This is a genomic window from Alicyclobacillus herbarius DSM 13609 (genome assembly GCF_000430585.1).
GTDB classification, from domain to species: domain Bacteria; phylum Bacillota; class Bacilli; order Alicyclobacillales; family Alicyclobacillaceae; genus Alicyclobacillus_G; species Alicyclobacillus_G herbarius.
On the sequence record NZ_AUMH01000007.1, the window covers coordinates 77,297 to 99,042 of the forward strand.

The 21,746-nt window shown below is 59.7% G+C and carries 15 protein-coding genes and 1 pseudogene; 11 read left to right on the top strand and 5 right to left on the bottom strand.

Translation table 11 applies throughout. The features are described 5' to 3' along the window. Window positions 1-5: 5 nt before the first annotated feature. Window positions 6-836 (bottom strand): phosphosulfolactate synthase, encoded by an 831-nt coding sequence (locus H522_RS0106360; RefSeq protein ID WP_051343968.1) that lies wholly within the window; start codon window positions 834-836, stop codon window positions 6-8. A 112-nt stretch (window positions 837-948) separates the two neighbouring features. Here H522_RS0106360 and lspA point away from each other — a divergent pair, with 112 nt between their 5' ends. The 9 genes from lspA (at window position 949) to pyrE (ending at window position 11,380) form a co-directional block, all read left to right on the top strand. Beyond that, complete coding sequence (gene lspA, locus H522_RS0106365) at window positions 949-1,434, top strand: signal peptidase II (RefSeq protein WP_026961682.1); 486 nt, start codon at window positions 949-951, stop codon at window positions 1,432-1,434. Beyond that, complete coding sequence (locus H522_RS0106370) at window positions 1,415-2,350, top strand: RluA family pseudouridine synthase (protein ID WP_425387006.1); 936 nt, start codon at window positions 1,415-1,417, stop codon at window positions 2,348-2,350. The genes lspA and H522_RS0106370 overlap by 20 nt, the downstream gene beginning before the upstream one ends. Before the next feature lie 295 nt (window positions 2,351-2,645). Beyond that, window positions 2,646-3,212 carry a bifunctional pyr operon transcriptional regulator/uracil phosphoribosyltransferase PyrR gene (gene pyrR, locus H522_RS17950; protein WP_051343969.1) on the top strand — a complete coding sequence of 189 codons (567 nt, stop codon included), beginning with the start codon at window positions 2,646-2,648 and terminating at the stop codon, window positions 3,210-3,212. After that, window positions 3,209-4,207: an aspartate carbamoyltransferase gene (gene pyrB, locus H522_RS17955; RefSeq protein WP_081411931.1), complete on the top strand. Its 999-nt coding sequence runs from the start codon at window positions 3,209-3,211 to the stop codon at window positions 4,205-4,207. Before pyrR ends, pyrB begins: the two co-directional genes overlap by 4 nt. Continuing rightward, window positions 4,204-5,490 carry a dihydroorotase gene (locus H522_RS0106385; RefSeq protein WP_026961684.1) on the top strand — a complete coding sequence of 429 codons (1,287 nt, stop codon included), beginning with the start codon at window positions 4,204-4,206 and terminating at the stop codon, window positions 5,488-5,490. The genes pyrB and H522_RS0106385 overlap by 4 nt, the downstream gene beginning before the upstream one ends. Window positions 5,491-5,556: 66 nt before the next feature. Continuing rightward, window positions 5,557-6,681, top strand: coding sequence for a glutamine-hydrolyzing carbamoyl-phosphate synthase small subunit (gene carA / locus H522_RS0106390; protein WP_026961685.1), 1,125 nt, complete (start codon window positions 5,557-5,559; stop codon window positions 6,679-6,681). Continuing rightward, window positions 6,665-9,955, top strand: a complete 3,291-nt coding sequence (carB, locus tag H522_RS17960) for a carbamoyl-phosphate synthase large subunit (protein WP_081411932.1) — start codon at window positions 6,665-6,667, stop codon at window positions 9,953-9,955. Before carA ends, carB begins: the two co-directional genes overlap by 17 nt. Further along, window positions 9,948-10,727 (top strand): orotidine-5'-phosphate decarboxylase, encoded by a 780-nt coding sequence (gene pyrF / locus H522_RS0106400; protein WP_035452882.1) that lies wholly within the window; start codon window positions 9,948-9,950, stop codon window positions 10,725-10,727. Before carB ends, pyrF begins: the two co-directional genes overlap by 8 nt. Next, a complete protein-coding gene (pyrE, locus tag H522_RS17965) occupies window positions 10,727-11,380 on the top strand; it encodes an orotate phosphoribosyltransferase (protein ID WP_035452929.1) in 654 nt (217 codons plus the stop codon). The genes pyrF and pyrE overlap by 1 nt, the downstream gene beginning before the upstream one ends. A 63-nt stretch (window positions 11,381-11,443) precedes the next feature. On the opposite strand, the gene H522_RS17970 is transcribed toward pyrE, so the two are convergent. Beyond that, complete coding sequence (locus H522_RS17970; RefSeq protein WP_051343970.1) at window positions 11,444-12,085, bottom strand: QcrA and Rieske domain-containing protein; 642 nt, start codon at window positions 12,083-12,085, stop codon at window positions 11,444-11,446. 207 nt (window positions 12,086-12,292) lie between these two features. Then, window positions 12,293-13,582, bottom strand: coding sequence for a Glu/Leu/Phe/Val family dehydrogenase (locus H522_RS0106415; RefSeq protein WP_051343971.1), 1,290 nt, complete (start codon window positions 13,580-13,582; stop codon window positions 12,293-12,295). Between the two features lie 279 nt (window positions 13,583-13,861). Between H522_RS0106415 and H522_RS22100 the strand changes: the two genes are divergently transcribed. Further along, entirely contained in the window at window positions 13,862-15,352 is a 1,491-nt protein-coding gene (locus tag H522_RS22100) for a DUF2254 family protein (protein WP_026961688.1), read from the top strand. 32 nt (window positions 15,353-15,384) lie between these two features. Here H522_RS22100 and H522_RS17975 read toward each other — a convergent pair. After that, window positions 15,385-17,085, bottom strand: a pseudogene (locus H522_RS17975) (Rqc2 family fibronectin-binding protein); the annotation flags it as partial. Between the two features lie 109 nt (window positions 17,086-17,194). On the opposite strand from H522_RS17975, the gene H522_RS17980 reads away from it, so the two are divergent. Then, window positions 17,195-19,930 (top strand): calcium-translocating P-type ATPase, SERCA-type, encoded by a 2,736-nt coding sequence (locus H522_RS17980; RefSeq protein WP_051343975.1) that lies wholly within the window; start codon window positions 17,195-17,197, stop codon window positions 19,928-19,930. Window positions 19,931-20,100: 170 nt separating this feature from the next. Here H522_RS17980 and H522_RS17985 read toward each other — a convergent pair whose 3' ends face one another. After that, window positions 20,101-21,732 (bottom strand): DHA2 family efflux MFS transporter permease subunit, encoded by a 1,632-nt coding sequence (locus H522_RS17985; RefSeq protein ID WP_051343976.1) that lies wholly within the window; start codon window positions 21,730-21,732, stop codon window positions 20,101-20,103. Window positions 21,733-21,746 lie beyond the last annotated feature (14 nt).

The window sequence follows — 21,746 nt, forward strand, 5'->3', positions numbered from 1 at the left end:
CAACGTCAGCGGCCGGGGATGGCCTGTTCCAGCACCTGAATGAGCCGATCCGCCCGTAGTCCATGCCGCAGCGCGGCCACCGCGAGCGCCTCCTCGGGGGGGATGTTGCCGAGGTTGACGACGCTGCCAAAATGGTTCAGGAGCCACAGCTGCTGTGATTTCAGGGGGGCTTCCCAAATCACAGCGCGGAGAGAGGCGGGGTCGAGGGTGCACACAAAGGAGTGAAACCAGGCTTCATCGAGCTCCCCTTGCCTATCATAGAGGCCAGCCCCTCGTCCACTCTCTCGTCCTTCCAAAATGACATAACGGGCCCCTGCGGCTAGGTCACTCGCAACTTGCCGGGCGGTTTCCTCGGCGCTGCCGATGGGGGCAAACTTGTTCCCTACCTCGGTCAGGACCTGGTGGGTAAGCGCGGCTCGTTCAATCAAGTGCCGCCGCAATGCGGGGGTAAGGGGAAACGTCCCCTCAGAAATTTCCACTGTGCCTATGCCAAGCTTACGAATATATGCGAGATACGCATCGAAACGCCCTTGTTGGATGGCGATTTCCGTTAATGTTCCACCCAAATACAGCTCCACGCCGTGGCGGCGACAGATAGCAATCTTCTCGCGAAGGACGCTTTCCCGGTATAACCGGGCGCTGCCAAACCCCAGCTTTACCCAGTGCACATGCGCATCGACCATGGTCAACCAATCGTCCAGTTCGCTCGGCCCCATGCCCTTATCGATGACCATTGTCCGCCCCGCATCGGGTACCGAAACCGGTTCAGGGATCGGGTAAGCCAAAAGATTCGCAAACGCCAAGTGTTGGACATCCAGCTGCTGAGCATTAAGCAATGATGGAACCCTCCTTTTCCGAACGCTCCAACCTATGCAGTAGCACGCAATCGGTGCGGATGCGCCAGCCGCTTTGTGGTAGACTGGGCAAAGAGCGAGGTGTCGACATTCCATGTGGATCTATCTGACTGCCCTGGCTGCACTCATCGTCGATCAAGGCTTGAAATGGGACGTGCGTACGCATCTGCAGCTGGGCGAAGGATTTCCGGTGCTCGGGGACTGGGTATACATCCAATACATACGAAATCCGGGCGGGGCGTTCAGCATTTTCCCGCACGCGCAGTGGTTGTTTTGGCTGGTCGCCGTACTGGTCATTGCGGTGGTCATTTATGTACAACTCCGTCATCGACCGCACCGTCTCTTGGCGGTAGGTTTGGGGCTGTTGATGGGCGGCGCGCTGGGAAACCTGGTGGACAGGGTGGTCAGCGGGTCGGTCGTCGATTACGTGTACCTGAAGGTCATTAACTTTCCGGTATTTAACTTTGCCGATGTCTGCATTGACGCAGGCATTGTCCTGATTTTGTGGAGCATGCTGCGAGCCGACCGAGCCAAGGAAGAATGGTCGGCGGAGGGTGAGGATTCTGGACGCCATTCATGAACAACTGGTCACAGAGGAGATCGATTCAGGTCTGCGCCTTGACCGCTGGCTGACGGATCGACTTCAGGAACTTGATTATCCGGTCTCTCGCAGTCAGGTTCAGGCCTGGATACGCGCCGGGTATGTGCAGAAACAAGGGGGCAAGGTGCGAGCCAGCGACGCGATTGAACCTGGGCAAGTTTTTGACCTATCCGTACCCGCTTCCGACCCGATTGAGCTGGTGGGTGACGAGATGGACCTGACTGTGGTATACGAGGACGAGGACGTCCTGGTGGTGGATAAGCCACGGGGAGTGGTCGTTCACCCGGCTCCCGGTCACCTGCGTGGAACCCTGGTCAATGCCTTGATTGCCCGCCATACCCCTCTGTCACCGCTGGGGGGCGCTATGCGGCCCGGCGTGGTGCATCGCATCGACAAGGATACATCGGGACTCATCATGTTTGCGAAGACGGACCTTGCCTATCACCGCTTAACCGAACAGTTGCGGGAACACACCACCCACCGCGTCTATACCGCGATTGTTCACGGCGCAGTTCCGCATGATGAAGGCCGCATCGAGGCCCCCATCGGTCGCGACCCGCGAAATCGCCAGCGGATGGCGGTCACTGGCGGGGGCAAGCCGGCGGTGACGGATTTCTGGGTCTTGCGCCGGTTTGACCGTTATTCGTATCTGCAACTGCGCCTTGCGACGGGTCGTACCCACCAGATTCGGGTCCACATGGCCTACATTGGGCACCCCCTGGCGGGCGATCCGGTCTACGGTCCGCGTCATACGCTGCCCATAGAGGGACAGGCGCTACACGCACAGGAACTTGGTTTCATCCACCCGCGCAGCGGCGAAGAACTGCGTTTTACAAGTCCGCTGCCGGAGGACATAAAGCGGCTCCTCGACGGATTGGCAGCCGGGATCTGGTGATGCGCGGGCTCTTGACTTTGCGGTGCCATCTTGTTATGGTTTTAGCAATTGGAACTGCCTTTAATCCAATCCCGTGAGGTTGGAAAGGGGTCGCACAACGGCATACTGTCAATCCAACCCTTTGGGTATGGAGGGCCTGTGGCATACCCAAGAGCGGCCTAAGGCTTACTCGATGGCTTATTCCTGGATAGCCTATGGCAAACACGGTTGGATGACGTAACCTGACGACTGCTTTCCAAAATCTGGGGAGCAGTCTTTTTGTGTACTCCGAAGGCGCGAAAGGTGGCTAGTCGAATTGCAGAGAAAGACGCAAATCATGGATGCGGCTGCGATGCGCAGATCCATCACGCGGATGGCGCACGAGATTCTTGAGCGTAACCGAGGCTTAGACAATGTCGTGATTGTCGGCATCGAGACGCGGGGGGTGCCGCTGGCTGAGCGAATTGCGGATCGACTTTTGGACATTGAAGGCGTACGGCCTCCGGTATACGCGCTCAACCCGCGTCCGTACCGCGACGATGTCGACCTTTTGGCTAGACCCGAGAAACCGGAACTGCCGGCGCAAGGGGTACGCGGAAAAGTGGTGGTCTTGGTGGACGACGTGTTGTACACCGGAAGGACCGTGCGCGCCGCACTGGACGCCCTGATGCTGGTGGGACGCGCGCGGATGGTGCAGCTGGCCACGCTGGTCGACCGGGGACATCGGGAGCTGCCGATTCGGCCTGACTTTGTCGGCAAAAACGTGCCAACCGCGCGAGACGAAGAGATTACAGTGCAATTCACGGAAGTCGATGAGGAAGAAGGGGTTTGGATTTGTCGGGCCACCCCGTCGTCGAGCGATGCGGGAGGGGCTCACCGATGAGACATCTCCTCACCGCGAACTCGTTCGTGAGAAAGGATGTCGAACGGTGGTTCCGGCGGGCCGAGTGGCTGCGAGGCCTCCCGAGGCTGGAGCTGATGGCGCGGCACCAAGGCGCGGTGGTTGCGACGCTGTTCTACGAGCCGAGCACACGTACGCGCATGTCCTTTGAGGCGGCCGCCGTACGGCTAGGAGCCCGGGTGGTCTCATCGGAGAACGCGCGGGAAAACTCGTCGGCCAAAAAGGGAGAGCGGTTGACGGACGTGTTTCGGGTCGTGGGGAGTTATGCCGATGCCATCGTCATTCGCCACCACGAAGAGCACGCGATTGCTGAGGCCGCCCCGTACAGTCCCGTTCCGGTCATCAACGCGGGGTCCGGTTCTGGCGAACACCCAACCCAGGCGCTTTTGGATGTTTACACCATGTGGCGCGAATGCGGTAGCGTCGACGGGCTTACGGTTACCTTGCTGGGGGACCTGAAATACGGCCGCACCGTGCACTCCCTGCTCCCTTTGCTGTCCCTGTTTGAAGAGGTGAAAGTGCGGGTTTGCCATCCGGATTCGCTCGGCCTGCCGATTGGATTGGCTGCCCAGCTGAAGGAATACGGGCTGCCTGTAGAGCGCGTCCGCGACGTACGGGAAGCCCTGCAGGACGCGGACGTGATCTACCAAACCCGAGTCCAGCGGGAGCGTTTGATTGATGAGCGAGAGGCCAGCCAGGCGGCCGACTACCGCCTCGGCGTCGACCATTTGGCAGATTTGAAGCCGACGGCGCGCATTTTGCACCCGTTGCCGCGCGTGGACGAACTTAGCCCGGAAATCGACAAAGACCCGCGCGCGGCATACTTTCGGCAGGTGGAAAACGGCATGTATCTGCGCATGGCTTTGCTCGATGAGTGGCTACCGAACTTTGCGCAGGATGAGGCAGGGATGGAAGTCGAACCGACGGCCCTCGATTTCGAATCTCCATCCTTCGGGTTTTCGGAGGTGCACGCATGAAGACACGCATCGACGGCGGACAACTGTTGGACTTGGTGGACGGATCGTTGACCGAAGCCAGTGTCCTGGTCGACGACGAGACGGGAAGCGTTCTTGCCCTCGGGAAGGAGCTTCCGGAGGCGGACCGGGTGATTACACTGCGGGGAGAGGTCCTCTTGCCCGGGTTCATCGATGTTCATGTGCACCTACGTGAACCGGGTTTTGAAGACAAGGAGACCATCGCGACGGGGGCGCGGGCGGCGGCCGCAGGAGGTTTTAGCCAAATCCTTTGCATGCCGAACACCAAGCCGCCCCTGGACACCCCGGAACGGATCTCGTTCGTCCGGAGGCAGGCGCAGGCGGCCGGGGCGGCCCAAGTGCTGCCGATGGGGTGCATCACAGTGGGCCAAGCCGGCCATGAGTTGACCGATTTCGCCGCCCTCAAAGCGGCCGGAGCCGTGGCCTTGTCGGACGACGGACGCGGCGTTCAGCACGGCGGGCGGATGCGCGAGGCCCTGCGCCGTGCGGCAGAGGCCCATTTACCCATCGCCATTCACGCGGAAGATGAGAGTTTGTCCGAGGGCGGTGTATTGGCTCCCGGGGCGGCCGGACGGCTCGGTTTGAAAGGCATTCCAGCTGCTTCCGAGGCCGCGATGATTGCTCGGGACATCCTCCTGGCGGAGGAGACAGGGGCCCGTTTGCACATCTGTCACGTCAGTGTTGAGACCGCCGTGGCGCTGGTTCGCTTTGCCAAGGAACGGGGCGTGCGGGTGACCGCGGAGGTGACGCCCCACCACCTGTTGCTGAGTGACGAGATCATCGACTGCAATGACGCGGTGTTCAAGGTGAATCCCCCGCTGCAAAGCGAGCGGGATCGCCAGGCGTGTTTGGCTGCCTTCCTCGATGGGACGTTGGACATGGTGGCGACCGACCATGCTCCGCATACCGCCGCGGAAAAGGCGCTTCCGATTGCAGAGGCCCCGTTTGGCATGGTGGGGATTGAGACGGTCTTCCCCCTCTTGTACACCCATCTGGTACGCACCGGAATGATGAGTCTGGCGCAATTGGTGGAGCGGATGTCCACCGTCCCGGCGCAGGCGTTCGGACTGAAAGGCGGCGTGATTCGCGTGGGGGGGCCGGCGGACCTGGTGGCGGTGGATTTACAAACGGAACGGCCCATTGAGCCGAAACGGTTTTATTCCAAAGGCCGAAACACCCCGTTCGCCGGGTGGAAAGTGGCCGGGTGGCCAACCCTGACGCTGGCAGCGGGCCGCGTCATTCATCAGGAGGCAAAGCGTGCGTGACCATGGCGTTTGGCCAGCCGGCCTCACAAGCGCGGCTTGGATACAACACGTGAGGGGGAATCGGATTTGACAGCGAGAGGAAAACAACGGCGCCGTGCCCGCTTGGTCTTGGAAAACGGGCTGACCTTCGCCGGTTGGGCGTTTGGTGCGGAAGGGGAGACCCTGGGCGAAGTCGTCTTCAACACGGGCATGACCGGGTATCAGGAGGTTTTGACCGATCCGTCCTATTGTGGGCAGATTGTGACGATGACGTACCCGCTGATAGGCAACTACGGAGTCAACGTCGATGACGTGGAGTCCCGCCGCCCGTACGTGAAGGGATTTGTGGTTCGCGAGTGGAGTGAGATGCCAAGCCATTTTCAGAGCATCGGGTCCTTGGAGGAATACCTGGCCGACCACGGCATCATCGGCATCTCTGGGGTCGACACCAGGCGCCTGACCAAGGCGATTCGCAGTCAGGGCACGATGAAGGCGGTGTTGACGACACTCGATACTGCGGCCGATGAACTGGTCGCCAAGCTTGAGCAGCCGTTGGCCACCAACCAGATTGACCAGGTCACCACGCCGGTGGTGTACCGCTGCCCGGGAGACGGCCGTAGGATTGTCGCGATGGACTTTGGCATGAAAGCCGGCATTGTCCGGTCGCTCTTGGCGCGGCGCTGCGACGTGATTGTGGTGCCGGCACGCACCACGGCGGAAGAGGTCTTAAAGTGGCGCCCGGATGGGGTGATGCTCAGCAATGGCCCGGGTGACCCGGAAAACGCCCCCTACGCCGTGGAAACGGTCCGGCAACTCATTGGGAAAGTGCCGATTTTCGGCGTCTGCCTCGGTCAGCAGTTGATTGCCCTGGCTAGCGGCGCGCGCACGACCAAGATGCGCTTTGGCCACCGGGGACTGAACCACCCTGTGCAGGACCTGCGCACCGGTCGGGTAGCCATCACCTCGCAAAACCATGGCTACACGGTCGATCCGGATTCGCTCGTGGGGACCGACTTGGTCTTGACGCATATCAACCGCAATGACGGCACAGTGGAGGGACTTGCTCACCGCAAGCACCCGGTCTTCTCGGTTCAGTACCATCCGGAGGCGCGGCCCGGTCCGGACGACTCCGATTACCTGTTCGACGACTTTATGGAGATGATAGACCAGGTTAAGGAAGGGAGTTGGGTTCCCCGTGCCGAAGCGCACTGATTTGAAGAAGATTCTCGTCATTGGCAGTGGTCCGATTATCATCGGCCAGGCGGCGGAATTCGACTACGCGGGCACCCAGGCCTGTGCGGCCTTGAAAGAAGAAGGCTACGAGGTTGTGCTGGTCAACTCCAATCCGGCCACCATCATGACCGACCCGAACATGGCGGATAAAGTGTATGTCGAGCCGCTCACGCCCGAATTCCTCGCACAAATCATCCGCAGCGAACAGCCGGACGGGTTGTTGCCGACGCTGGGCGGGCAGACTGGTTTGAATCTCGCCGTTCAACTGTCTGAAATGGGCGTGCTGGAACAGGAAGGTGTCCGACTGCTCGGGACATCGCTTGACGCCATTCGTGAGGCGGAAGACCGGGAACGGTTCCGGGCGCTGATGAACCGGCTTGGCCAACCGGTGCCCGAGAGCGCCATCGTCACCAACCTGGACGAGGCGCGGGCGTTTGCGCGCGAGATTGGTTTCCCCATCATCATTCGTCCCGCGTACACACTGGGCGGCACGGGTGGTGGCATCGCTTCGAATTGGGACGAGTACGAGGAGATTGTCGAGCTGGGCTTGACGATGTCCCCGATTCACCAAGTCCTCGTGGAGCGCAGCATCGCCGGGTTCAAGGAATTGGAATATGAAGTCATGCGCGACGGCAAGGACAATTGCATTGTCGTCTGTAATATGGAAAACATCGATCCGGTCGGCGTCCACACCGGGGACAGCATCGTCGTGGCCCCGAGCCAAACCCTGTCGGATCAGGACCACCAGATGCTGCGCACCGCGAGCCTGACCGTCATTCGTGCCCTGGGTATTGAGGGCGGCTGCAATATCCAGTTTGCGCTCGATCCAAAAAGCCGCAAGTACTACGTGATTGAGGTGAACCCACGCGTCAGCCGCTCCAGTGCCTTGGCCTCAAAGGCAACCGGGTATCCGATTGCCAAAATGGCTGCGAAGATTGCGGTGGGGTACAGCCTGGATGAACTGAAAAATCCGGTGACCGGGGAGACGTTCGCGAGCTTTGAGCCGACGCTCGACTATGTGGTGACTAAGATTCCCCGCTGGCCGTTTGACAAGTTTGGCAGCGCCAATCGCCGCTTGGGCACACAGATGAAAGCGACCGGAGAGGTCATGGCCATCGGCCGCTGCTTTGAGGAATCGCTGATGAAAGCCGTGCGGTCTTTGGAAGTGGGGGTCGACTCGCTGTGGCTGAAATCGGCCGCCGAATGGGAGATGGACGAGATTGAGCGGCGCCTCAAACAGGCGGATGACGAGCGGTTGTTTGTCCTGGCCGAGGCCTTTCGGCGCAAAGTGCCGCTCGAGAAAGTGTTTCAATGGACGCAGATTGACCGTTGGTTCCTATACAAGATTCAGGGCTTGGTACAGTTGGAGTCCGAGTTGAAGCAGGCCGGCAAGCGGTACGGATCGTTTGTGAAATTAGCGGATGTCCAGCCAGACCTGATTGTGGAAGCCAAACGGCGTGGATTCCCGGATACGACCATCGCCCGCTTGACCGGCGGCGACGCCCTTGCGGTGCGTCAATGGCGGCGCGAACGCGGACTGGTGCCGGTGTACAAGATGGTCGACACGTGCGCGGGCGAGTTTGCGGCGGCCACTCCGTACTACTATAGCACGTATGAAGAAGAGGATGAGGTGCAGGATAGCCCGCGCAGGAAGCTGCTCGTGCTTGGCTCGGGGCCGATACGGATTGGCCAAGGCATCGAGTTTGACTACTGTTCCGTCCACGCCGTGTGGGCGATTCGCGCCGCCGGTTACGAGGCGATTATTATCAACAACAACCCGGAAACGGTATCGACCGACTTCAACACTTCGGATCGCCTCTATTTTGAGCCCCTGCATGTGGAGGACGTGTTGAACGTCATCGACCGCGAGCAGCCGGAAGGGGTGATTGTCCAGTTCGGCGGCCAGACGGCCATCAACCTGGCCGAGCCGTTGGCCAAGGCCGGGGTTCGTATCCTGGGCACGAGTCTGGAGGATATCGACCGGGCGGAGGACCGGGAGCGCTTTGATGCGCTGCTGCGCGAATTAGACATCCCACGCCCAGAAGGCCGGACGGTCACATCCGTCGCAGCCGCGCTCCAGGCGGCGGGAGAGCTGGGGTACCCGGTGTTGGTGCGCCCCTCGTATGTCCTGGGCGGCCGCGCGATGCAGATCATCTACTCGGACGAGGAACTGCTGACCTACATGCGGGAGGCGGTGGAGGTTTCCCATCAACACCCAGTGCTCATTGACCGCTACATGCAGGGAACTGAGGTCGAGGTGGACGCTATCTCCGACGGCGAGACGGTCGTCATCCCGGGTATCATGGAGCACATTGAACGCGCTGGGGTCCACTCGGGCGATTCGATTGCCGTCTATCCGACGCAGTCTTTGTCTGAGCCGGTGCGGGATCAACTGGTCGATTACACGATTCGTCTTGCGCGGGGACTGTCGGTCAAAGGACTGGTGAACATCCAGTTCGTGGTCAGCGACGACCAAGTCTATGTCATTGAGGTCAACCCGAGGTCTTCGCGGACCGTGCCGTTCCTGTCCAAGGTGACCCGAGTGCCGATGGTGCGGCTTGGTATGCAGGCTGTCCTGGGTGAACGCCTGCAGGACCTGGGCTGGGAGACGGGCCTGATGCCGGAACGCCCGTTGGTCGCCGTCAAGGTCCCAGTGTTCTCGTTTGCCAAGCTGCGCCGGGTGGATATTGACCTGGGGCCGGAGATGAAGTCGACCGGCGAGGTCATGGGGTGCGACGCGACCTATGCCAAAGCGTTATACAAAGGCCTTTTGGCGGCCGGCACGCGCGTGCCGGAACACGGCACGATTCTCGCCACCATCGCGGACAAAGACAAGGAAGAAGCCTTGCCGATTCTCCGCGGCTTCACGGAGTTGGGTTACAAGCTGGCTGCTACCGAAGGCACGGCGCGGTTCCTGCGCGAACACGGCTTGCGTGTGCTGGTGGTGAACAAACTGGCTCAAGGCACACCGAATCTGGCGGACGATATCCGTGACGGACGCATCCAGCTGGTCATCAACACGTTGACCAAAGGGCGCAAACCGGAGCGAGACGGCTTTCGCATCCGTCGGACGGCGGTCGAGCACGGGGTGCCGTGTTTGACCTCGCTAGATACGGCGCGATCGCTCCTGGAGGTCTTGTCGACCATCCGTTTCCGCACTCAGGCTCTGGCCTCCTTAGAAGCGGAGCGCACTTCGCCACAGGGAGAACCGGAATCGAATCTGGAGCGGGCGGCGGGGGTACGCCATGGATGAATCCCTATTCGAGCGATTGAGCTCGCCGGTGTACGATGGCGTGCGGGCTCGCACCTACCTCGCCCTAGATGTTCCCAACGTGGAGCAGGCGAGGCAGTGGCTTGCGCGGTTTGGCGACGTCCTCTACGGGTACAAGGTGGGTTTGGAGCTGTTTTACGCGGCCGGGCCCGCGTTCTTGGAAGAGTTGGCCCGGCTGGGAAAGCGCGTGTTCTTAGACGTCAAGCTGCACGACATTCCGAACACGGTGGCGGGGGCGCTGCGTTCCCTCTGCCAGTATCCCTTAGAAATGGTGAACGTCCACGCAGCGGCGGGGAGACGCGCGCTGGAAGCGGCGCGGATGGCGGTGGACCAAAGCCCGTTTCAACCGCTACTGATTGGGGTTACCGTGTTGACCAGCCTAGATGCGCCGGACCTAGGGGAAATTGGGATAGACCGGCCCCCCGAACCGCTGGTGATGCAGCTGGCACGGCTGGTCAAGGCGTGCGGACTGGATGGGGTGGTCGCCTCCGCGCGCGAGGCTGCAAAGCTCAAGATGGAGTTTGGTCCAGAATTTGAATTGGTTATCCCGGGAACGCGTCCAGCGTTTGCCGATAAAGGAGACCAACAGAGAACTATGTCGCCAGGGCAAGCGTTGGCCGCCGGAGCGACGCGTCTGGTGATGGGGCGCGCGGTGACAAAGGCCCGGAATCCTGAGCTTGCGCTGCTGCGCATATGGGACGAGATGCGGGAAGCTGTGACGCGTACAACGGACCCGAAGGGGAGTCACGAATGATGACGGAATACATTTCACGGGATGCGGCCAAGGCGTTGGCTCGTGGTTTGTTGCAGATTCGGGCGGTGGAACTCCGGCCGCACAACCCGTTCACGTGGTCCTCGGGCTGGAAATCGCCCATCTACTGCGATAACCGCTTACTGCTGGGGTATCCAGCGTTGCGCCAAGCAGTGGCGGCGGGATTTGAGCAACTCGCGCGGACGTATGTGCCCGGAACCGAGGTGGTGGCGGGCGCCGCCACGGGCGGCATCGCGCACGCCGCCTGGCTGGCCGATAGGCTGCAGCTGCCGATGGTGTACGTTCGGTCTAGTGCCAAAGGCCACGGCCAGGGACGGCGGGTTGAGGGGCGGTTGCCGCAGGGGGCCCGGGCGCTGGTCATTGAGGACACCCTCTCCACAGGTCGCTCGGCCTACCAGGTCGTGGACGCCCTCAAAGAAGAAGGGGCAGAAGTGCTGGGCGTATTCGCGATTTTCTCGTATGGATTCCAGCCAGTGCGCGAGCACGCCGAGCGAACCGGTGTGTTGGCCTGGTCTCTGCTCGATTATGACACCCTGATTGAGGTGGCGCAGGAGTCTGGCTATATCGCGCCTGACGACGTGACGGTTTTACAAGCGTGGCGGGAGAGCCCGGAAACGTTTGCTCAAGACGTCTAAACGGGAGATGGGCGGTCGCTGGACTCGCCGGCGACCGCTGCACGCTGTTTACTTGCTCTGCGGCTATTCGACAGCCGGATTTGGGTTTTCGTTCCAGGTCTCGTTGGTTCTCTGAAACGATGGACCAACCGAAATCGTGCCGTCCGATTCAATCCGGTATTGATAGAGATCCAAGGGTCGGGGTGCAGGTGAATCAGGGGTTGGAACCCCGTAAATGTTATATTGACTCCCGTGGCAGGGACACAAAAACCATTCCTTGCCGTTGCCGTATTTCGGGGCCACCGATTTCCCGTTTTCTTCGGAACCGTTTACGTGGCAGCCCAAATGCGTACAGGTATGGGACATGATCATCAGTTTCTTCTGATACTTGATGACAAACACATCGTTGGACTTCTTTTGCGAGTTCCACGCGTCATCAATGGCCACGTCATAGCTTACGTGCGTTGGAAGTTTATCGTTAAAGTCCGATGGTTTCCAGGAGGTGCGGGAATAGCTTGCACTTGCCCCGCGGTGAATCGGGTCGAAGGCGCTGATAACGAGCGGGGACGCGATAAGCGCTCCCATGAATGCACCTGTTCCACCCAAGACATATGTAAGAAACTGCCGTCGGGTTAACCCGTCCGTATCTGCGGAGGGGTCTGTTGATGCCCCGAAACGGGTTCGATGCAGTGGAGGTTGTGAATGATTCTGAAATTCTTCATCCATGACCGATTCCCCCTCGCACCCGTGAATGTGTGGCAAGGCCGTCGAATTCCGAACACCCTTTGCCATGCAAGCAGGACGCTACTTCACCCACAAACGCGTACAATAAGAATCAGGAACATATGAATTATAGCATTTCGTACTCGGAAGCGAAATATTTGATTTTTACATCTAAAAAAGAACGCCGGTGAGACGGCGTTCCTCGCCAACTCAAATCCATCCGCGCCAGCGCATGGCTTCCGCAAGGGGACGGACGCCGGCCATGTATGCGGCCAGTCGGGACGACACTTGGTAGCGCTCCGCCATTTGCAGGATGCTTTGCACCGAAGCGACCATCATTTTCTCAAGCCGCTGATTGACTTCCTCCTCGGTCCAATACCAGCCTTGATTGTTTTGTACCCACTCGAAGTAGGAGACGGTCACACCGCCCGCGTTGGCCAGCACGTCGGGGACAATCAACACGCCGTTCTCCCGCAAGATCTCCTCGGCCGCAGGGGTCGTTGGGCCATTGGCTGCCTCCACGATAATCGACGCGCGGATGCTGGCCGCGTTGTCGACCGTAATCTGGTTCTCCAGCGCGGCGGGAACGAGGATGTCGCATTCCTGCAGGAGGAACTCGTCGCCCTTCAGCACTTCGGAGAAGTTGTTCGTCACCATGCCGAAGGAGTCCCGTTGGTCGAGCAGGTCGGGAATGTTGAGGCCGTTTTTGTCATACAAGCCGCCGCCGGCGTCACTGATGCCGACCACTTTGACCCCCCATTCGTGAAGGATGGCGGCCACATTGCTGCCCACATTCCCGAATCCTTGGATAAGCACGCGCAGGTCCTGGAGGTTGCGGTTTTGTTTCGCCGCCGCTTCCCGGATGGCGATGCACACGCCGAGCGCGGTGGCCCGTTCACGGCCGGCTGAACCACCGAGGACAAGCGGTTTTCCGGTAATAAATCCAGGGGAGTCGTATTCTCGAATCCGGCTGTACTCGTCGTACATCCAGGCCATGATTTGCGGATTTGTGTAGACGTCGGGGGCAGGGATGTCTTTTGTGGGTCCGACAATTTGACTGATGGCGCGGACATAACCACGGGCTAGACGTTCCTGCTCGTGGATGGACATCGTGCGCGGATCGCAAACAATTCCGCCCTTGGCGCCACCGTATGGAAGGTTGAAGATGCCACACTTGATACTCATCCATATGGAGAGGGCCTTCACTTCTTCGACGGTGACTGCGGGGTGAAAACGAATGCCACCCTTAGTCGGTCCGATGGCGTCGTTGTGCTGAGCCCGGTAGCCTGTGAACACCTCGACCTCGCCGTTATCCATGCGGACCGGAATGCGCACCGTAAGCGTTCGCACCGGTTCTTTCAGCAGTTCGTAGACCGTTTCCGAATAACCCAGACGTGTCAACGCTGCGTGTATGGCAGCTTGTGTGTTTGTCAGCACGTTTTCCGAGGCAGCCGGGCGGTTAGCACCCGCTGCCAATCGTTTGCTGACCTGAGTACTCATGCCAAGGACGCTCCTCTCGCATCGCAACCTGATGATTTCTCAAACCCTGATACATAATAAATCAGTCGAGTCTTGTTGGAAAGTGCAGTTTTACAGGTCGTCCGGAACGGGGTCAAAACTCCCCTTTCGCATTGCTTCGCCAGCGCCCAAAATGCTCCCTCACGTACTGAAATACGTACGCTCGGCTCGCATTTTGGGCTCGCTTCCTTGCACTGCTCGGGTCTTACCTAACCCCGTTTCGGACATGCAGTTTTAAGCCGTAAAGGAGAGAACGACGACGTGCGACAGCGGCCTAAGAACCTGTCCTTCTCGTCTGTGCTTGGCCACCTACGCGGCGTCGCTTCGTCCTGGGTATTTCATTTGCTGCTGGCGGCTTTGCTTATCATCGCGGTCTTTCTATATCCGCCGGAAATTTTCTCTGGGGATACCGACACCGCCCGCAACTACCTGAATACCATCGTTTCTTCGCTTTCCACCATTTTGGCCCTCGCTATCTCCATTATACTCGTTGCGATACAGCTTGCGGCGAGCAATTATACCCACCGAGTGCTCGACTTTTATGTCCGCCTGCCGTACAACGCGTCGCTGTTTCTTCTCTACCTCGTGACCATCATGCACAGTTTCGTCCTCATGGCGAAAATTCGCGATCCACTTCGCGATCCGCTACCCAAGGCCTTGGTGCCGGAGATGAGCGCCGATTTAGTCCTAGTCATCATTTGCTTCGTCAGCATGCTCGTCTACATGTATGCGGTGGTCCAACTCCTCAAGCCCGAGCGCATTATTCATCTGGTCATCCGCGACTACCAGCGCGCCTGCCGGAAGTGCAACTGGCACGCCGCGTTGGACAATATCGAGCAGATCTGTGACATTGCCAAGCGGGCCGCCTCGGCCAGCGATTCGGTCACCGGCATGCACTGCGTGGAAGTCATGCGCGACATCGGTGCCGAGCTGCCGTTGCCTCGCGGTGAGGCCGATCCGGTCGTCAAAGTGCACGAAAACCTGGTCGACCAGTGGGTGGAGATTGTGGGGGTGTCGGTCAAAGAGAAAGAAACCGGCTTGGTCTACGCGGTCCTTGATGCCCTGCAGGCACAGGGGCAACTGTACATCGAGGGGCGCTTCTGGCCGGGCGCTGTGGTTGTCATCAAGGCGTACCGGCATCTCGTCTTCAATCACCTGTTGGCCGAGGGCCAGGTGTTTGACATCGAACAGGTCGCAGGTCGATTGTATCACTTGGCCTTTGACGCGGTGTCCCGCGGACGGCGCGGGCAGGACTTCAGTCTGCGCACGTGGAGCGTCATTGAGACTATTGCCGAATCGGTGTTCACCAGCCAATCGCAGGTCAGTTCCGCCCTGGTGGCCGGATTTCTCCTGGCCGAGCAAATTCAACCGACCCTGGCCGGGCTGCCGGAAACGGAGCAGCGTGCGCGGGCCATCACCACATATTTCGAGCTGTGGAAGTCGTTTGCCTTGGGGGCGACACGTCGGGATGCCGCTCGTTGGGCCCGTTGGTGGTCAGAACACGTGCAGGACGAGGAGCTGGTACGCGCCGGACAAAACTTGGCCTTACTTCTGGCTGAACACCTGGAACGGCAAGACGTCGTGAATACCCTGCGTTACGTTTGGGACTGGCCCGATGGGGCGTCACCCGAACTGCCGGACGATTTTCGTCCGGGGGCGGCGGGGTTGTTCGATGGCTGGCCTGTATCTTCCAACAGCGAGCGGATTCGCGACCGGTCTGGGGTGACAAACAGTGTCCGCTGCCCCTCATAAAGCACGAATCCAGGGCGTGCCCCGTTCGGTTTCCAGACGTGTCGGACCTCCGTGTAGTCGACGGGAACGTGCGAAGAGTCCCGTGCCTTACTGTAATACGCGGCGAGCATGGCCGCCTCGAACAGCGTGTCTTCGGGCACCGCCTCTGCTTGGCGGCGAATGATGACGTGGGATCCCGGCTGGCCTTTGACGTGCAGCCAGATGTCGTCCGGTCGGCTTTGGCGCAAGGTGAGACGGTCGTTTTGCTGGTTGCTGCGACCTACCAGAATCGTCCAGCCGTCCCGGCTGACAAACGTATGCGGAAGAAAACCGTTCCGCCTTTGCGCCGTTTGCCGCTGTCCTTTGTGGCGGTGTTCTGGTCGGTTTGTATGACGCTTAGGATCCGCTTTTAAGAACCCTTCCTCAACCAGTTCGTCCTTGAGGGCAGAGAGTTGTTCCGCATCGGCGTCCTGTACCTGAACCCGGCAGGATTCCAAATAGTGCATATCCGCCAAGGTCTGATCCAATTCCTCTCTGGCCAGCGTCAACGCCCGTTTTCGTTTGCTGGCCTGTTTGAAGTAGGCCTGCGCGTTTTCCGTCGCCGACTTGGCCGGATCGAGCGCGATGGTAATGGGGCGGTTATTCTCGTAAAAGTTTTCGAGCGTTACTTGGCTCAACCCTTTTTCCACCTGGTGCGCAAATGCGGTTAAAACTTCGCCCTGAATTCGCAGCTGTTCGTGTTCTTTTGCATTTGCCAGCTCCGCTTCCAAACGGGTGCGTTTTCCACGCAGCTTATCTAGCTGTTCAGAGAGGGCCTGCATGAGGCTGGCCTTTTGTCCCGTCACCACTTGTTGCGCTTTGTTTTCCTCGGCAAAATCCGCCAACGCCGCATCGAAAGAAGGCACTTCCCGCAAACGAGGGTATGCCGTCAGGCGAAACGGAGCGCACGCCACGGCACGCCCCAGCTCGTCCAGACCGACGCTGGCTGGCTCACCCCCGGACATTGCGAGCATCGCCAGTTCCTTCAGCACGTCTACAGTGTGACGTGGGTCGGGCAAATCCGGGGCGTCCAGGTTGCTGCGCGACCGTGCACGGTGGAGGACTTCGCGGGCGCTGGCCGGGCCGATGCCTGCGACATGACGCATCAACGCTTTCGCCCAGGTTTTCTCATCCGTAATCTCCTCGTTCGCAAACGACGCCAACGCTTGGGGCGTGGCTGCGGCCGCCGGTATGCGGTCTTGGGCGGGGGGGCGGACGTAATCGAGTCCCGGGAGAATCTGACGGACGCGACTGAGGTCAGCGGGCACTCGGACCACGGCATCGATGATGCGCAGCGGTCGCCCCTCGTTGTCCGCACGGCATAAGATGAGATTGCTGTGTTTCCCCATTAGTTCCAAAGTGAGCGTATACACCGCTGCGTCGCCAATCTCATCCACCGTGTCGATGACCAGTTCGAGGATGCGGTCCCATTCGTGCTGGCGCACCGAGCGGATCCGCCCTCCGGCTACGTATTTGCGCACAAGCATGCAGAACATGGGCGGATCTTGCGGGTTGTCGGGCCGAGCGGCAAACACGGTATGGGCGCGCTCGCGCCCGCGTTCGGCCGAGAGCAACAGCCGCTCTGTCCCTGCCTTGCGTACGGTCAAGACCAGCGTCCGTTCGGTTGGCTGGTGCACCTTATCAATTCGCGCTCCACGGTACTTCGCATTCCATTCACGGACCAGTGCGGCCACTGCCAATCCATCCATGTTCATCCCTCCACCAAAGCCTATGGCTCGGACATGTTTCCCACCGTACAAGCATATGCATTACAGGACAAAGGGTAAAGAGGGCACTGAAGCGGTAGGCGCGCACCGCCTTCAGATGCCAGAGGTTAAAGGGGTGGCTCCGGTGGAGAAGAATTGGCACGCGCTGGCCGCCAGCGATTGTCTGGCAATTCTTGAGGCGACACCTTCCGGTCTAGCCCTGGAGGAGGTCGAGAGGCGACGTCAAAAGTATGGCGTCAACCAGCTGGTCGAGGGGCAAAAGGTCTCACTCTTAACGGTGTTCTTGAACCAGTTCCGCGATTTCATGATCTTGGTCTTGATTGCGGCCACACTGATTTCCGGACTGCTCGGCGAGTACACGGATGCAATCACCATCATCGCCATCATCATCCTCAACGGCGTCCTTGGGTTTATCCAGGAGGTGCGGGCGGAAAAGTCGCTGGCCGCGCTGAAGGCGTTAACCGCCCCGAACGCCCGCGTGCGCCGGGCAGGCGAGGTGGTCACGGTGCCTGCCAAGGAATTGGTGCCTGGGGACATCGTGCTCTTGGAGAGTGGGGACCGGGTGCCAGCCGATGGACGCCTGTTGTCGGCGCAAGCCTTATCCGTCGAGGAGTCCTCGCTGACGGGGGAATCGGTGCCGGTCAATAAACAGGCGACTCTCTTTGTCGATCCGGTCTCGAGTATCGGCGACCGCCGCAACATGGTGTACATGGGGACGATGGTCACCCGTGGCAAGGCGGAGTTTGTCGTGACGGAGACGGGCATGGCCACGGAAATGGGCAAGATTGCCGACCTGATGCAGCAGTCGGACGAGACGATGACACCGCTTCAGCGTCGGCTTGACCAACTCGGCCGCGTCCTTGTCTGGTTGGCACTGGGCATCACTCTGCTGGTGGTCGTGGCGGGGGTTCTGCACGGACACAAACTGTACGAAATGTTCTTGGCTGGGGTGAGCCTCGCGGTCGCGGCGATTCCAGAGGGCTTGCCGGCCATCGTCACGATTGCCTTGGCGCTTGGCGTGCAACGGATGATTAAGCGGCACGCAATTGTCCGCAAACTCCCGTCGGTCGAAACCCTCGGCTGCGCGACCGTGGTCTGTTCCGACAAAACGGGAACGCTGACTCAAAACCGCATGACCGTCCAACGGGTCTGGGCCGACGGAGAATGGTTTCGGGTTACGGGTGCCGGCTACACCCCGGTTGGCAACTTTGTCTACGAGGACCGCTCGATTCAGCCGCTGCGCCGTCCGGCCTTAAAGCGGTTGATCGAAATCGCGGCGGTTTGCAACAACGCCACCCTTAAACCGCAAGGGGATGGAGAGGGTTGGCAGCTAGATGGCGATCCGACCGAGGGTGCTCTGCTGGTCATGGCGGTGAAGGCCGGGTTTGGCGGGCAGGAAGCTGGATTCGAGCGGATCGACGAGATTCCGTTTGAGTCGGAGCGCAAGTTGATGTCGGTTCTTGTGCGGCATGGGAACGAGGTCTTGTTGCTGACCAAAGGCGCCCCGGACGTCCTCTTGGATCGCTCGAGCAAGGTGCTGACCGGGGGACGCGAAGAACCGCTCTCGCAAGGCTTGCGCAAGCAAATCCTAGCGGCCAATCAACAAATGGCCACCCAGGCCTTGCGCAATCTGGCCTTTGGCTACCGGCGTTTTCCGAGCGTCGAGGCGGCCAAGGAAGCGCGTGACCCAGAATCAGAGCTGGTATTTACCGGTATGGCCGGGATGATGGACCCGCCGCGCGAGGAGGTCTACCAGGCCATTGCAACCTGTCACCGCGCCGGCGTGGCGACTGTCATGATTACCGGCGACCATCAGGAGACGGCAACGGCTATCGCGCGCCAGCTGGAAATCCTTCCTGAAGGTGGACGCGTGGTAACGGGAGCGCAGCTGGACGCGATGTCGGACGACGAGTTGGCACAAAAGGCGCGGGATATCTATGTGTACGCGCGCGTGTCGCCCGAACACAAGCTGCGCATTGTCCGCGCCTTACAAAGCCAAGGCGACATTGTCGCCATGACGGGGGACGGCGTGAACGATGCACCCGCCATCAAGCAAGCCGATATCGGCATTGCGATGGGGAATACCGGCACGGACGTGGCCAAAGAAGCGGCTGCCCTGGTGCTCGCGGATGACAACTTTGCCACCATCGTGGCGGCGATTGAGGAAGGCCGGGGGATTTACGACAACATCAAGAAGTTTATCCGGTACCTTTTGGCCAGCAACGTCGGGGAAATCATCACCATGTTCTTTGCCATGCTCGCCGGGTTACCCCTGCCTTTGCTGCCGATTCAAATCCTGTGGGTGAATCTCGTGACCGACGGCCTGCCGGCGATTGCCTTGGGGGTGGACCCGATTGAGAAGGATATCATGGATCGACCGCCTCGCGACGTCAGCGAAGGCATCTTTTCAGGGGGCTTGGGAATCAAGATTCTCAGCCGCGGTGTGCTCATCGGCCTCGTGACCCTGGCGGTGTTCTTCTGGTCTTTGCGGCAAAACCCGCAGAACTTGGCCCAGGCGCAGACGATGGCTTACGCCACGCTGACGATGGCGCAGCTAATTCTCGTTTTCGACTGTCGGAGTTTGGAAGGGGGCATTTTCAAACGCAACCTGTTTGAAAACGTATGGCTCCTGTTGGCGGTGGCATCTTCGGTGGTATTGTTTCTCATCACCTTGTACGTCCCGTTTATCGCCAAGGCGTTCAACACGGTGCCGTTGGGAGCTGTAGAGTGGGGGATTGTCCTCATCGCCGCGGCCATTCCGACGTTTGCGCTGTCCTTGCGCAGAGCCGGCCGCAGGGCGATGCGACCGAAGGTTTCCATCCGCGAGGTTTAGCTTCAGCTCAGTCTGAACGCGCCGCGAGGCTACGAGCGCCTCGCCTCGACGCGCCAGCAAGAAGGCCACGCCGAAACCCATCCGGGCTCGACGTGGCCGTTTCGCGTTCTTCCTCTGGTGTCTCGTTGTTCTCAATCCGCCATTGCCCTGTCGTTGCCGCGGCCGCTCAGTTAATCGACTGGGGCCGGCTGTGGCAGCTCGGCCGCCTGCTTGGTCTGTGGCACCAAGGCGGTCGTTTCCGCCTGCTGTTGTTCCTTCGGCGGCTGAACGCGGCGAATGAACAAGGACAGAACTAGCGCCACGGCGACAATCAGCGTCGCTACCAAGAATGAATCGTTGATTCCGTCGATGGTTGATTGCTTGCTGGCCATACCGTACATCAGCTCGGCGGCCAGGGTTTGGGCCTTATCCCCGGTAACTCCCAATGTCGCCCCTACATGCTGAATGAACTGCTGTACGGTCGGGTTGGTGATGGTCACCGAGTTTGCGTATTGCCCCATATGCACGTTGGAACGCGTGGTCATCAGCGTGACCATGATGGCTGTCCCCAGTGAGCCCGCCACGGTGCGAGCGGTGTTCGCCGCTGCCGTCCCGTGGGCGTTCAGCTGTCGCGGCAGCTGATTCAGGCCTGCGGTCATGATGGTCATCATGATAAACGACATTCCGAACATCCGCGCCGTGTACAGCCACATGATGTGCGCGTAGCTGGTCTGCATCGTCAGGCGGCTAAAATCCCAGGTGGTAATCATCGTGATAATCAGCCCGAAGACGACCAGTGGACGCGCTCCGATGCGGTCAAACAAGGTACCGGCAATCGGCGACATGATCCCCATCAGAAGGGCCCCAGGCATCAACAGTAATCCCGATTTGAAGGGTGTAAAACCACGGATGTTTTGAATGTAAATCGGCACTAAAATCATGGCGGCGAACATCGCCATATTGACCACGCAGCTGACGATGGTGGTCAGCGAAAACATGTCGTAGCGAAATACCTGCAGCTTCAACATTGGTTCGCGCGCGGTCAATTCACGCCAGATGAACAGGATGATCGCAATCACCCCGATGACAATCGAGCCCACCACTCGCGCATCTGACCAACCGTTGTTTCCGGCTTCACTAAAGCCATACAAAAGGGCGCCAAACCCAATCGTCGACGTGATGAAGCCCAGTCCGTCAAAGCGCGGGTAGGTACGTTCGGTCGCGTTGCGGAGCAGGAACACCGCAAGAATGATGTCAATGACAGCAATCGGGATGACAATCCAGAACAGCACCCGCCATGTCCAGGTTTCAATCACCCAGCCAGAAAGCGTCGGGCCAACGGCCGGGGCGAAAATCATGGCAATGCCAATCATGCCCATGGCCTTACCGCGGCTTTCCGGCGGAAACAGGTTCAACACAACCGTCATCAACAACGGCATAATCACGCCGGCTCCCAGCGCCTGTATGACGCGCCCAAGGAGAATCACGGGGAACGACGGTGCGACGGAGCACACAAGTGATCCAACCGTGAACGCGGCCATGGCGCCAATGAACAACTGCCGGGTGGTGAATGTCCCGATAAGGAACGCAGTGATTGGGATGAGTATCCCGTTGGTCATCATGTAGGCGGTTGTCAGCCATTGGACGGTGTTGGCGCTCACGCTAAAGTCATTCATCAGTTGTGGCAGCGCCACGTTTAACAGCGTCTGGTTCAAAATGGCCACGAAGGCGCCGAGAATCAGCGTGAACAAAATCGGCCCGACGTGTGCGTTGCCTGCTCGCTCTACTGGCTTGGTGGCCGCCTGGGCAGCTTCTACGGACACGTCACTTCAGCTCC